This window comes from Streptomyces sp. SLBN-8D4 (assembly GCF_049739545.1).
Classification (GTDB): Bacteria; Actinomycetota; Actinomycetes; order Streptomycetales; family Streptomycetaceae; genus Streptomyces; species Streptomyces canus_C.
Window position 1 is genome coordinate 8,228,049 of sequence record NZ_JBMGQC010000001.1, and the last position, 12,433, is coordinate 8,240,481.

Consider the following 12,433-nt stretch of genomic DNA (forward strand, 5'->3'; position numbering starts at 1 on the left):
TCCGTACGCTTTGTACCCTTTTCAACCGTTCATGGGTCGCGCACCGGGGGATGACGCCGGTGCGCGACCCGCCGTCGAGGGTAACGGGAGTTACTGGCCCACCCGGCCCGGCTGGAGCACCTGGGTGAACAGCACCGTGCCGTCCTGCTCACGCAGACGCACCGTCAGCTCGCCGCTGTGGCCGTCGATGTCGACCTCGCCGAAGAACTGGTAGCCGCCCGCGGGGGAGACGTTCGCGGCGGTCGGCGCCTTCACGAACACCCGCTCCGGGCCGAAGGTGCCGTCGAGCGCGCTGGCCGGGAAGGCACCCGCGTTCAGCGGGCCCGACACGAACTCCCAGAACGGCTCGAAGTCGGTGAAGGCGGCCCGCGACGGCTGGTAGTGCTGGGCCGAGGTGTGGTGGACGTCGGCCGTCAGCCACACCGTGCCGGTGATCCGCCGGTGCTTGACGTACCGCAGCAGTTCGGCGATCTGCAGCTCACGTCCGAGCGGGGCGCCCGGGTCGCCCTGCGCCACCGCCTCGATGTTCGCCTTGCCCTCCGTGGCGTCGGGCACGACCAGGCCGAGCGGCATGTCGGAGGCGATCACCTTCCACACCGCCCGCGAGCGCGACAGCTCCCGCTTGAGCCACTCCAACTGCTCCCGGCCGAGGATGCCCTGCGGGTCCACGCTCTGGTCGTCGGGCGAGTTGGCGTTGCGGTACGTCCGCATGTCCAGCACGAACACGTCGAGCAGCGGACCCTGCCGCAGGACGCGGTAGACCCGGCCGTCCCGCGCCCCCGGCCGCAGGGTGGAGACCGGGAAGTACTCGCTGAACGCGCGCCGCGCCCGGCCCGCGAGCACGTCGACGCTCTTCTCGGTGTAGCGGGTGTCGGAGTCCAGGATCTTCTCGCCCGGGTACCAGTTGTTGCGCACCTCGTGGTCGTCCCACTGGATGATCGACGGGACCTGGGCGTTGAAGGCCCTCAGGTTGTGGTCGAGCAGGTTGTAGCGGAAGTTGCCGCGGAACTCGGCCAGGGTCTCGGCGACCTTGGACTTCTCCTCGGTGGTGATGTTCCGCCAGGTGCTGCCGTCGGGCAGGGCGGCGGTCGCCGCGATCGGGCCGTCGGCGTAGATGTTGTCGCCGCTGCACAGGAAGAAGTCCGGGTCCAGCTTGGCCATCGCCTGGTAGATGGTGTAGCCGCCGAAGTCGGGGTTGATGCCCCAGCCCTGCCCGGCGAGGTCGCCGGACCACAGGAACCGCACCCCGTCACGGCGCTTGGGGGACACCGTGCGGAAGGTGCCTTCGACCGCCTCGCCGGTGCGGCGCGGATCGTCCGGGTCGGCCAGCAGGACGCGGTAGTGGATCTGCTCGCCCGAGGGCAGTCCGCGCAGCCGGGTCGTCCCCGTGAAGTCGGTGTCCGCGCCGAGCAGCGGGCCGTGCCATCTGCGCGGGTTGCGGAACGACTCGGTCGCGGACGTCTCCACGATCATCCGGGCCGGACGGTCGGAACGCACCCACACCAGACCGGAGTCGCAGGTCACGTCTCCCGTCTGCACCCCCCAGCCCGCCCCGGGGCGTCCGGAGAGGGCGAAGGCCGGCGCGCCCGCGGAGACCGCGGGAAGGGTGAGGGCCGCCGACGCGGCCAGGGAGCCGCGCAGAACGCTGCGGCGGCCGGGGAACGGACGGTGGGACATGAATGCGCCTCCAAGGACGGGATCCGGCCGGTGTGTGATGCCACACCTACTGGGGCGCCGCAGCGCACACGGAAACCGCGGGTGAACAACCGGCCGCGGGAACAAGGGAGCCCGTGTGCCGAACAGCGCGGCTCAGTCGCGGGCGGCCTCGGCCATCAGCCGTACGCCCTCCCGGATCCGCGTCGGGGACAGGTGCGCGTATCCGAGGACCAGCCGCACCCCCGGCTCCTCGTCGGGCTCGGCACGCGCGTGTGCGTAGTCCGTCAGCGGACGGATGGTCACACCGGCCGCGGCAAGGCGCGGGAGGACCTTCTCCTGGGGGCCGTACCGGTGTGGCAGTGCGGCGATGACATGCAGCCCGGCGGCGATCCCGGACACCTCCGTGCCCGGCAGGTGCTCGTCCAGCGCGGAGACCAGCGCGTCGCGCCGTTCCCGGTAGGCGCGCTGGCAGCGGCGCAGTTGGCGGTCGTAGTCGCCGCGCTCCACGAACCGGGCGAACAGCGCCTGGTCGATCGTGGGATGGCCGAGGTCCATGGTCCGCTTGCGCTCGACGACCTCGTCGGCCAGCGTCTGCGGCACGAGCAGCCAGCCTAGCCGCAGTCCGGGGGCGAGGGACTTGCTGACCGATCCCGCGTAGGCCACCCGGTCCGGGTCGAGCCCCTGGAGCGCCCCCACGGGAGCCCGGTCGTAGCGGAAGTCGCCGTCGTAGTCGTCCTCCAGGACGAAGCCGTCGACGGCACGCGCCCAGTCGAGCAGTTCGGCGCGCCGCCGCGCGGAGTAGGCGATACCGGTGGGGAACTGGTGGGAGGGCGTCGCGACCACGGCCCGCACGCCCGCCTCGCGCAGGGACCCGACGCGGATGCCGTCCTCGTCCAGCGGCACGGGAACGGTGGTGACACCCGCCGCCGCGTACAGGGCGTCGTGCTGCGGGCTCCCCGGATTCTCCACGCCGACCGTCGGCAACCCGCGCGCATGGAGCGCGAATCCGAGCAGCGTGGTCGCCTGTGCCACACCGGAGACGACCACGATCCGCTCCGGATCGGCGACCACGCCCCTGCGGCGCGTCAGCAGTTCGGCCAGGGCGGCACGCAGCCGGGGCAGCCCGCGCGGGTCGGGATAGCCGAGGTCCTGGTGCGGCAGCTCCGCCAGCACGCCCCGGTGCGCGGTGGCCCAGGCGGCGCGGGGGAACAACGACAGGTCGGGCGTGCCCGCGACGAAGTCCGCGCGGGCGCCCGGCGTGCGCGGGGCCAGGTCACGCGCGCGTGGCCGGGAAGCCCGCACGGCACCGCCGACCCAGGTGCCGGCCCCCCGGCCGCTGCGCAGATAGCCCTCCGCCGTCAGCTGCTCGTACGCCTCGGTGACCAGCCCGCGCGACACACCGAGGTCGGCGGCCAGGTCCCGGCTCGACGGCAGCCGCGTCCCCGATACGAGCCGTCCGGACCTGACCGCCTCCCGCAGGGCCGCCTGAAGGGAGCGGCCACGCGTGCGTGCCGGCGCGGAGACGGCGGGCAGCAGCAACTCCCAGGCGGCGGACCCGACGGGGTCGTCGGGCGGCCGTCGCTCCGGATTGGTCCCCGATGACGTCATGGCACTGGACCTTAAACCGGGCCGCGGCCCTTCCTAGCGTCGTCTCCATGAACGCCACCACCCTGCGCGGCTCCCTCCTCGCCACGTTCGCGTGCGTCCTCGTCGGAGCGTCCTTCACCGCCAACAGCCTCCTCGGCGACTACCCGTACGCGGGCGGCCAGTTCCTGCGCTACGGCCTCGCCGCGCTGTTGCTGGTCCCCCTGGCGGCGAAGGGCGCCGCGGCCCGGTTGCGCGCGCTGGAGCCCCGGCAGTGGATCCGTCTCGCGCTGCTGGCCGCCGTGGGCATGGTCGGCTTCAACATCGCCGTCATCGCCGCCGAACGCACCGCGGAACCGGCCGTCCCCGGCGTCTTCGTGGGCTGCGCACCGGTGCTGGTGGCCGTCCTCGTCCCGCTGCTGGAGGGACGCCGGCCCCGACGCCGCGTCCTGCGGGGCGCGTCGCTGGTGGCCCTCGGTGCCTTCGCCGTCCAGGGCTGGGGCCGTACGGACGGCGCGGGTCTCGCCTTCTCGGTGTGCGCGCTCGCCGGTGAGGTCGGTTTCGCGGTGCTCGCCGTACCGGTGCTGCGGCCCCTGGGCCCACGGCTGCTGTCCGCCACCGTCTGCGCGGTCGCCGCCGCCGAGGCCGCGGTGGCCGGACTCCTCCTGGACGGCACCGCGTGGCTGCGCCGCCCCGACACCGCCGAGGCCGCCGCACTGCTGTGGCAGGCGGCGGTCGTCACCGTCGTCGGCTTCGTGTGCTGGTACATGGGCATGCAGCGGATCGGCGCGGAGCGCGCCACGCTCTTCTCCGGCCTCATCCCGGTCGCGGCCGCCTGCACCGCGCCCCTGGTCGGCACGGGCTCCTACGGCGCCGCCCAGGCCGTGGGCAGTGCCTTGGTCGGCGCCGGAGTCGCCCTCGGATCGGGGGCGCTGAGCCGCGGACGGACGGTGTCAGCGGCTGCCGTCGAGGATGACCCGCGCGACCAGAGCGGGGTCGTCGTTCATCGGGCAGTGGCCGCAGCCGGGCAGCCGTACGAGCCGGGCCCGGGGAATGAGCTGCTTGGCCCGCACGCCCTGCCGGCGCACGAGGATCATGTCCCTGGTGCCCCAGGCGACCGTGACCGGCAGCCCCGGGACGTCGTCGGTGAACTGGACGGCGGTACCGGCCCGGAGTGTCTCGTCGAACCCCGTGGCCTGCACGAGGGCGAGCGTCTCGGCGACCACGGCCTCGGGTGAACGCCGGCCCGGGCGGGCGTAGATGGTGCTGGTGAGCATCGTGCGGCCGGCCGCGCTGCGGGCCAGCTGCTCGACCAGCGGCAGCGGGAGCCGCCGGGCGATGTGCCGCATCGCGAGCAGCACCCCGAACGCGTAGCGCCGCTCGGCCCCCGACCAGAACCCGGCGGGAGACAGCGCGGTGACGGACCGTACGAGCTGTTCGCGGCCGAGCTCCAGGGCCAGCAGCCCGCCGAGGGAGTTGCCCGCCACGTGCGGGCGGTCCAGCTCCAGAGCCTCGCAGAACGCCCCGAACACGGACGTCGTGGTGGCCAGGTCGTACGACAGCCCCTCGGGCAGCCCCGGCGACGCGCCGAACCCCGGCAGATCGACGGCGATCACGTCGCGCTCGGTCGCCAGGATGTCCACCACCGGGTCCCAGGCCTGACGGTGGTGGCCTATGCCGTGCAGCAGGAGCAACGGCTCCCCGCGCCCCACGCGCGCGTAGGAGACGGTCACGGGCTGCGGCCCCGTGGCGGAGGGGACCTTGAAGGAGACGGTGGCGGACATGAGGGCTCCTTGACGGCGACTCACGGGCTGAGGGGGGTACACGGCGGACGCGCCGTAGACAGCTTGTCAGCAATTGCTACCGGCGGGTAGACCCCTCCGGTCCCGGGGCGCGCCGCACGCCCATATCGCCTGGACACGAACCGGCGTCTGCGTTGGGATGAACCCGTGGCCACTGACACCGAGACCGACGTCTTCGAAGAACACCGTCCCGTCCTCCTGGGCGTCGCCTACCGCATGCTCGGGCGCGTCGCCGACGCCGAGGACGTGGTGCAGGAAGCCTGGCTGCGCTGGTCGGCGGCCGACCGGAGCGAGGTGCGCGAACCGCGCGCCTACCTGGTCCGCGTCACCACGCGCCTGGCCATCGACCGGCTGCGCCAGGTCAAGGCGCGCGGTGAGACGTACGTCGGCCCCTGGCTGCCCGAGCCGTACGTGACCGACTTCGGGGACACCGTGCCCGACACCGCCGAGCAGGCGGTCCTCGCCGACTCGGTCTCCCTCGCGGTCCTGGTCGTCATGGAGTCGCTGTCGCCCCTGGAGCGGGCGGTGTTCGTCCTCAGGGAGGCCTTCGGCTACCCCTACGCCGACATCGCCGCCATGCTCGACCGAGGCGAACCCGCCGTACGCCAGCTCGCGGGACGGGCCCGCAGGCACGTGGAGGAACGACGGCCCCGCTACGACGTCGACCCGGTGCGGCGCCGCGATCTGACGGAGCGTTTTCTCGCCGCCGCGGGCGGCGGCGACCTGCAGGAACTGCTGTCGCTGCTCGCCCCGGACGTCCGGCTCGTCGGGGACAGCGGCGGCAAGAGCAAGGCGCCGCTGCGGGTCCTGGAGTCCGCCGACCACGTGGGCCGCTTCCTCGTCGGCGTCGCCGAGAAGGGCGTCCCGGACATCACCTGGCGGTTCCTGGAGCTCAACGGCGGGCCCGCGGTGCTCATCCTGTCGGGCGGCAAGCCCGACTCCGTCTTCCAACTGGACGTCCTGGACGGCCGCATCCAGTCCGTCTACGTCATCCGCAACCCCGACAAGCTGCGCTCCCTGGCCGCCGTCTGAACACCTCGTCAACGCTGTGTGGCATCAGGCCCGCACGCCCCGCAGGGGATCGACGATTGGTCTTGACCAAGGGTGGGGGTCGCCCTATGGTCGCAGAGAAGTGCAACAACCTTTAATAAACAAGGGCGCGAAAACGCCGCCGGAGCACGGCGATTGCGGAGGACAGGGTGGGGACCACGCAGCTCGAATCGGTACCGGAACCGAAGTACTGGCATCTCAGGACCGTGCTCAGTGAGGCACTGGACTCCGAATTCGCCGTGGGCGAGATCCTGCCCAACGAGCGCGACCTCGCCGCCCGTTTCGGCGTCGCCCGCGCCACGCTCCGCCAGGCTCTGGAGCAACTGGAGCTGGAAGGCAGGCTGCAGCGCCGCCGCGGTGTCGGGACGACCGTCGCCCCGCCGCGGGTGGGCGTGGCCGTCGGCAGCGAGCAGCACGCCTGGCCCGGTGCGGCCGGCGACGACTGGCAGACCGTCGACTGCGCCGCCGCGGTGCCGCCCGCGTCCGTCGCGGACGCGCTCGGGACCGACCGCGAGCAGCCGGTGCACACCGTGCGCCGCTCCCGGATGACCCACGGCCAGCCCGTCGCCGCCGAACTGCTGTACATCCCCGAGGCGTCGGTGCCGGAGCTCTCCGCCATAGACGCGCCGTCCGGGGCCGCACGCGCGCGTGCCGTGCTGCGCGAACTGCAGCGCCTGGAGCTGGAGAGCCGGGAGAACGCCGTCGAACTCGGCTCGGCCCGCGCGGACGACGCGAAGGAACTGGACCGCCTGCCCGGCGCCCCGGTGCTCGTCGTCACCACCCGCTACCTGGCCGGGGGCCGCACCGCCGCGGTCTCGGTGGCGACCTACCGCGCGGACACCTGCCGGCTGACCTTCGGGGACTCCGGCGCTGTGGAGATCCACGAGGGGCCCGAACGCCGGGCCTCCTGAGCGATTCGGCCGCGCCCCGGACCTCTCCCGAGATCCGGGGCGCCGCCGCGTCACCGCCGGGCCGTCACCGTGCCCTCTACGGCGAACAGTTGCTCCTCCACATGGTCGAGGGCCAGTCGCAGCGCACCCGTCGCCACGGCCGCCTCGCCCAGGAGCGACAGGGCGACCTTCGGCGGGCGCAGACAGTAGCGGGCCAACTCGCGCCGCAGCGGCTCCAGTACACCGTCCAGACCGGCCGCCCAGCCGCCCACCACGACGAGTTCCGGGTCGACGGCCAGGACCAGGGCCGCCACGTCGTGCACGAGCCGCTGGAGGAAGCGGTCCACGGCTGCCCGGGCCCGCTGGTCGCCCTCCCGGGCCTGCGCGAAGACCTCGGCGACGGCCTGCTCGTCGAGCGGGTGCAAGGGCTCGTCCGTGGTGGACAGCAGCGTCTCCGGAGTGACCTCGCGGCCCAGCAGATGCAGCGCGCCGATCTCCCCGGCCGCCCCGCCGTACCCCCGGTGCAGCCTGCCGCCGATCAGCGAACCCGCCCCCGGGCTCAGCCCGGCCAGCACGAACACCACGTCGTCGGACTCGGTCGCGGAGCCCTTCCAGTGCTCGGCGACCGCGGCCGCGTTGGCGTCGTTCTCGACCAGCACCGGGCACTTGAAGGAACGGCTGAGCCGCTCGCCCAGCCGCAGCCCCGTCCACTCGGGCAGCGCCGCGCACAGCCGTATGGTGCCGTCCGCCTCCACGATGCCCGGGGAGGCGGCCCCCACCGCCCACAGGGAGTCGCGCGCCACCCCGGCCCGGCGCAGCAGTTCGGCGACAGCGGTGCGCAGTCGCTCCAGGCGCTCGTCGGCCGAGGCCGTCTCGTCGACGTCCTTGGCCACCGCGCCGAGCACCCGGCCGTCGAGGTCGGACAGCAGCGCGGCGACCCGGTGCGGCCCGATGTCGAGGCCCAGCAGATGCCCGGCCTCGGCCCGGAACCGGAAGCGCCGCGCGGGCCGCCCCTGGCGCCGGGCGACGCTCTCGTCCGCGGCCTTCTCGACGACCAGGCCGCCCTCGATGAGCCCTTCGACGACCCCCTCGACCGTCGGCCGGGACAGGCCCGTCACCCGGGTGATCTCGGTCAGCGTCGCGCAGTCCGTGGCACGCAGCGCGTGCAGCACCACCGCGGAATTGATCCTTCGCAGGAGCGAGGGGTCCCCGCCGGTCAGTCGCCCCAACGTCCGTCCTCCCAGCTCGTGCGCGTGTTGGGCGGATCGTACTCGGCGAAACGCCCCGTCGGCAGTGCCGGGCCGGGAGATACGTCCCACGCCCCGGCCGGGCGCCCGGCTCAGCCCGGCGCCACGAACCCCGACTCGTACGCCGCGATCACCGCCTGGGTGCGGTCGCGCGCCCCCAGCTTCGCCAGCACGCCGCTGACGTGGGACTTCACGGTCTCGATGCCGACGACCAGGCGCGCGGCGATCTCCGCGTTGGACAGACCGCGCGTCATCAGCCGCAGCACCTCGGCCTCCCGCTCGGTGAGCTGGGCCCGCTCCATCGCCGCCCGGGCGGCCCGGTTGCCGCCCTCGTCGCCGTACTGGGCGGCCAGCTGCCGTACCGAGGCGGGGAACAGCAGCGACTCGCCCTCGGCGACCAGCCGCACCGCGTGCACGATCTCGGCAGGCCGGGCCCGCTTCAGCAGAAACCCGTCGGCACCGGCCCGCAGCGCCTCGTACACGTACTCGTCGTTCTCGAACGTCGTCACCACGACGATCTTCGGCGGCCGCTCGACCGTCCGCAGCACCGCGCGCGTGGCCTCGATGCCGTCCATCAGAGGCATCCGCACGTCCATGGCGACCACGTCGGGCCGCAGCTGCCGCACCAGGGGGATCACCGCCGCTCCGTCGGCCGCCTCGCCGACGACCTCGATGTCGGGCTGCGCCTCCAGCACCGCCCGCAGACCGGCGCGTACGAGGGGTTCGTCGTCGACGAGGAGAACGGTGACCGGCATCCCGTCAGCGTAGATCAGCGCAGCGGCAGCTCGGCCTGCACCTGCCAGTCACCCCGGTCGGGCCCGGTGTGCGCGTGGCCGCCGAGCAGAGCCGCGCGTTCGCGTATGCCGCGCAGCCCGCTGCCCCGCCCGGGGCCCGGTATGTCGGCCGTCAGCGGATTGCGGACCTCCAGGGCCAGCGACTCGCCCGTGACCTCGATACGGACCCGGACCGGGACGGCCCCCGCGTGCCGCAGCACATTGGTCAGCGCCTCCTGGAGGATCCGGTAGCCCTCACGGGAGACCGGTGCGGGCACGGTGTCCACCGGCCCGGTCAGCTCGGCGTCCACCTTCGCGCCGGACGCGCGCGCGGACTCCAGCAGCCGGTCGGCGTCCGTCAGCGTCGGGCGGCTGCTCACCGGCCGCTCCGACTCGCGCAGGATGCCGAGGACACGCTCCAGGTCCTCCAGCGCGGCCCGGCCGGTCTCCTCGATGGCGTCCAGCGCACGGTCCGTGAACGCCGGATCGCCGGCCGCGCGGGCGGCGCCCGCCTGGACGACGGCGACCGTCAGGGCGTGCCCGATCGAGTCGTGCAGCTCACGCGCGATACGGGTGCGCTCCAGGAGCTGCTCGGTGCGCTCCTCCAGGGCGGCCAGGCGCTCGGCGGGGGAGGGGCCGAGCAGCCGCAGCGCGAGCGCGGTGATCAGCCGGCCCGAGCCGACCACGGTCGCCGCCAGCGCGGCCACCGACACGGGTGCGAGCAGGACGTGCCACCACCGGTGGCCGTCGAGGAGGACCAGCAGCCCCTCGTCGACGTCCTGACCGAGGGCCGACGCCACCAGGTCCACCGACGTGAGGAGCAGTTGCACGCTGAGCATCGCCGTCGCGTAGCCGAGCAGCAGCCGCGCCTGAAGCCACACCACGAGCCGTCCCCGGTCGCGCCAGGACACCGACGGCGCGACGACGATGTCGTTGCTCTCGCTGTTGTGCCGGTGACCGGTCAGCAGCAGCCGCGCCTGGAGCCCCTCCACGGTGCGCATCGCGGGCACCAGTCCGGCGGGCGCGAGCGTCACGGCCGCGACCAGCCAAATCCACCACGCCTCCTCGACGAACATCCACATGGCCGGCCACACGACGGCGATGAACAGATGCAGCCATCGTGTGTACGTCACCGCCCGGCCGAACGGGCGCAGCAAACGGACCATTGCGTCATCGTGCCAGCCGCCACCGACAACGAGCCTCCCCCGCACGGGGGAGACGATGTCCACGCGCGGGGGAGGCCCCGCCCCCGTGGTACCGGCCAGGCTGCTTGCCATGACCAGCATCGAAGTCCAGGCCCTCACCAAGGAGTTCGGCACCCGACGAGCCGTGGACGACGTCACCTTCCGTGTCCTCCCCGGCCGTGTCACCGGCTTCCTCGGCCCGAACGGCGCCGGAAAGTCCACCACCATGCGGCTCGTCCTCGGCCTCGACCGCCCGACCTCCGGGACGGCCACGATCGGCGGCCGCGCCTACGTCACCCTCGACGAACCCCTGCGCCACGTGGGCGCCCTGCTCGACGCCCAGGCCGCACACGGCTCCCGCACCGGCCGCGCCCACCTGCGCACCCTGGCGGCGAGCAACCGCATCCCCGACCGCCGGGTCGACGCGGTGTTGGCGGAGACGGGGCTGGCCTCGGTCGCCCGGCGCCGCGTCAAGACGTACTCCCTGGGCATGCGGCAGCGGCTCGGCATCGCGGCCGCCCTGCTCGGCGACCCCCGCGTGGTCATGCTCGACGAGCCCTCCAACGGGCTCGATCCCGAAGGCATCATCTGGATCCGCGAGTTGCTGCGCCGACTGGCCGCACAGGGCCGCACGGTGCTGGTCTCCAGCCACCTCATGAACGAGACCGCGTCCTTCGCCGACCACCTCGTCGTCCTGGGCCGGGGGCGCCTGCTCGCCGACACACCCATGCGGGAGTTCATCCACGCACGCGTGCAGCCCGGCGTCCGCATCCGCACGACCGACCCCACCGCACTCAAGAACGCCCTCGCCCGGCACGGCCACGACGCCGTGGAGCACGAGGACGGGCACTGGACCGTGCAGCACGCACGCGTGGACGAGATCGGCGCCATCGTCTCCGCCGCGGGCGTCCCCCTCCTCGAACTGGCCGCCGAGGAAGCCACCCTGGAGCAGGCCTATCTCGACCTGACCTCCGCCGAGACCGAGTTCACCGCACACGCCCAGGAGGCCTGACATGCCCTTCGCCCCCGTCCTCCGCTCCGAGTGGCTGAAGATCCGTACGCTGCGCCCGCTCCTCGGCGCACTGCTCGCCCTGTTCGCGGCGACCACCGCGTTCTCCGCGATCGCCGGGGTCTCCGAGACCTCCGACCCCGAGTTCGACCCCCTGTTCATGGCGCTGTCCGGGGTCGCGCCCGGCCAGATCGCGGCCATCTCCTTCGGCGCCATGGCGGTGTCGTCGGAGTTCCACGGGGGTGGGCTCCGGCTGTCGCTGGCCGCGGTGCCGCGGCGCGGGCGGTGGTTCGCGGCAAAGGCGACGGCCATCGCCGTCCCCACGCTCGTGGTCGGCCTGGTCACCGCCCTCGCCGCACTCGTCGTGGCACGTGCCGGTCTCGGCGAGGCGGCGAGCGGTCTCAGCACCGGTGAACAAGTACGCGGTGTGGTCGGCTGCGGGATCTACCTCACCCTGATGGCGCTGCTGGCGGCCGGCCTCGCGGCGGTGCTGCGCAGCGGGGTGGCGGCGCTCTCGCTCCTGATCCCGTTCGTCCTCGTCGTCTCGTTCGTGATCGGCGACGTGGCCGGCGGGGCCACCGACTTCATGCCGGACCGGGCGGGCCAGATCGTCCTGTACGAGACGCACGACGGACCTCTGGGACCGTGGACGGGACTCGCCGTGACCGCGGGCTGGGCGGCCGCCGCACTGGCCGCCGGGGCCTGGAGCGTGCGACACCGGGACGCCTGACCCCGCACATCGCCTGACACCCCGCCAAATGTCAGTGGCGGCCGGTTTACTGGATCACATGGACAGTGCGAAGTACCTCGCCGCCATCGACTCGCTGTGCGCCCGCGACCTGACCGCGGCGGACGGCGGGCCGGGCGCCTACCGGTCGGGGCCCGGTTACCGCATCGAGTCGTTAGAGGTGAGCCACGGGACGCGGGACGGCGACGCGGCGCCACGCATGGCGATCGTGGGGGACTTCTACGCCCTCAAGAGCCGCATAGGCCAGGAGTTGGACGACCGCTGGGGCAGACAGCAGCGGCCCTGGGGCATGGACACGCTCAAGGTGCGCCTCGACCGGGGCGAGGAGATACCCGAGCCCTGGTTCACGACGAGCATCGTGACGGACGACCTGGACCTCTGGCAGCCTCCCGGCTCGGACCGCTGGATCGCCCTCGGCGTGGGCTACCGGGACGAGGCGGACGAGGTCCATGTCCTCGCCGTGGCCTCGGACATCGACCCGGTGTGACCC

Annotated in this window: 11 protein-coding genes and 1 pseudogene; 6 read left to right on the top strand and 6 right to left on the bottom strand. The window is 73.4% G+C overall.

Going from position 1 to position 12,433, the window contains the following annotated elements:
• Positions 1–90: 90 nt before the first annotated feature.
• Positions 91–1,677 (bottom strand): alkaline phosphatase D family protein, encoded by a 1,587-nt coding sequence (locus tag RKD20_RS37430; RefSeq protein WP_424881564.1) that lies wholly within the window; start codon positions 1,675–1,677, stop codon positions 91–93.
• A gap of 132 nt (positions 1,678–1,809) precedes the next feature.
• Positions 1,810–3,264, bottom strand: coding sequence for a PLP-dependent aminotransferase family protein (locus tag RKD20_RS37435; protein ID WP_424881565.1), 1,455 nt, complete (start codon positions 3,262–3,264; stop codon positions 1,810–1,812).
• 47 nt (positions 3,265–3,311) lie between these two features.
• Here RKD20_RS37435 and RKD20_RS37440 point away from each other — a divergent pair.
• A pseudogene (locus tag RKD20_RS37440) lies at positions 3,312–4,100 on the top strand (EamA family transporter); the annotation flags it as partial.
• Between the two features lie 93 nt (positions 4,101–4,193).
• Here RKD20_RS37440 and RKD20_RS37445 read toward each other — a convergent pair.
• Complete coding sequence (locus tag RKD20_RS37445; RefSeq protein ID WP_424881566.1) at positions 4,194–5,024, bottom strand: alpha/beta fold hydrolase; 831 nt, start codon at positions 5,022–5,024, stop codon at positions 4,194–4,196.
• A gap of 165 nt (positions 5,025–5,189) precedes the next feature.
• On the opposite strand from RKD20_RS37445, the gene RKD20_RS37450 reads away from it, so the two are divergent.
• Positions 5,190–6,074, top strand: a complete 885-nt coding sequence (locus RKD20_RS37450; protein WP_359428337.1) for an RNA polymerase sigma-70 factor — start codon at positions 5,190–5,192, stop codon at positions 6,072–6,074.
• Between the two features lie 167 nt (positions 6,075–6,241).
• Positions 6,242–7,003 carry a GntR family transcriptional regulator gene (locus tag RKD20_RS37455; protein ID WP_424881567.1) on the top strand — a complete coding sequence of 254 codons (762 nt, stop codon included), beginning with the start codon at positions 6,242–6,244 and terminating at the stop codon, positions 7,001–7,003.
• Positions 7,004–7,053: 50 nt separating this feature from the next.
• On the opposite strand, the gene RKD20_RS37460 is transcribed toward RKD20_RS37455, so the two are convergent.
• The 3 genes from RKD20_RS37460 to RKD20_RS37470 form a co-directional block, all read right to left on the bottom strand.
• Positions 7,054–8,211 carry an ROK family transcriptional regulator gene (locus RKD20_RS37460; protein ID WP_424881568.1) on the bottom strand — a complete coding sequence of 386 codons (1,158 nt, stop codon included), beginning with the start codon at positions 8,209–8,211 and terminating at the stop codon, positions 7,054–7,056.
• A 110-nt stretch (positions 8,212–8,321) separates the two neighbouring features.
• Positions 8,322–8,984, bottom strand: coding sequence for a response regulator (locus tag RKD20_RS37465; protein WP_424881569.1), 663 nt, complete (start codon positions 8,982–8,984; stop codon positions 8,322–8,324).
• A gap of 14 nt (positions 8,985–8,998) precedes the next feature.
• The gene (locus RKD20_RS37470; protein ID WP_424881570.1) at positions 8,999–10,168 is read right to left on the bottom strand and encodes a sensor histidine kinase; all 1,170 of its coding nucleotides are present in this window, start codon (positions 10,166–10,168) and stop codon (positions 8,999–9,001) included.
• 109 nt (positions 10,169–10,277) lie between these two features.
• Between RKD20_RS37470 and RKD20_RS37475 the strand changes: the two genes are divergently transcribed.
• The 3 genes from RKD20_RS37475 to RKD20_RS37485 are packed head-to-tail and all read left to right on the top strand — an operon-like array spanning position 10,278 to position 12,430.
• Positions 10,278–11,198 carry an ABC transporter ATP-binding protein gene (locus RKD20_RS37475; protein WP_424881571.1) on the top strand — a complete coding sequence of 307 codons (921 nt, stop codon included), beginning with the start codon at positions 10,278–10,280 and terminating at the stop codon, positions 11,196–11,198.
• 1 nt (position 11,199) lies between these two features.
• A complete protein-coding gene (locus RKD20_RS37480) occupies positions 11,200–11,925 on the top strand; it encodes an ABC transporter permease (protein ID WP_424881572.1) in 726 nt (241 codons plus the stop codon).
• Between the two features lie 58 nt (positions 11,926–11,983).
• Positions 11,984–12,430, top strand: coding sequence for a hypothetical protein (locus RKD20_RS37485; RefSeq protein WP_020122356.1), 447 nt, complete (start codon positions 11,984–11,986; stop codon positions 12,428–12,430).
• Positions 12,431–12,433: the final 3 nt, after the last annotated feature.

What these genes read in the sequence shown, in the direction of transcription:
- RKD20_RS37430 (WP_424881564.1), bottom strand. Translation starts at nt 1,677, where the DNA reads ATGTCCCACCGTCCGTTCCCCGGCCGCCGCAGCGTTCTGCGCGGCTCC.
- RKD20_RS37435 (WP_424881565.1), bottom strand. Translation starts at nt 3,264, where the DNA reads ATGACGTCATCGGGGACCAATCCGGAGCGACGGCCGCCCGACGACCCC.
- RKD20_RS37445 (WP_424881566.1), bottom strand. Translation starts at nt 5,024, where the DNA reads ATGTCCGCCACCGTCTCCTTCAAGGTCCCCTCCGCCACGGGGCCGCAG.
- RKD20_RS37465 (WP_424881569.1), bottom strand. Translation starts at nt 8,984, where the DNA reads ATGCCGGTCACCGTTCTCCTCGTCGACGACGAACCCCTCGTACGCGCC.
- RKD20_RS37470 (WP_424881570.1), bottom strand. Translation starts at nt 10,168, where the DNA reads ATGGTCCGTTTGCTGCGCCCGTTCGGCCGGGCGGTGACGTACACACGA.
- RKD20_RS37475 (WP_424881571.1), top strand. Translation starts at nt 10,278, where the DNA reads ATGACCAGCATCGAAGTCCAGGCCCTCACCAAGGAGTTCGGCACCCGA.
- RKD20_RS37480 (WP_424881572.1), top strand. Translation starts at nt 11,200, where the DNA reads ATGCCCTTCGCCCCCGTCCTCCGCTCCGAGTGGCTGAAGATCCGTACG.
- RKD20_RS37485 (WP_020122356.1), top strand. Translation starts at nt 11,984, where the DNA reads ATGGACAGTGCGAAGTACCTCGCCGCCATCGACTCGCTGTGCGCCCGC.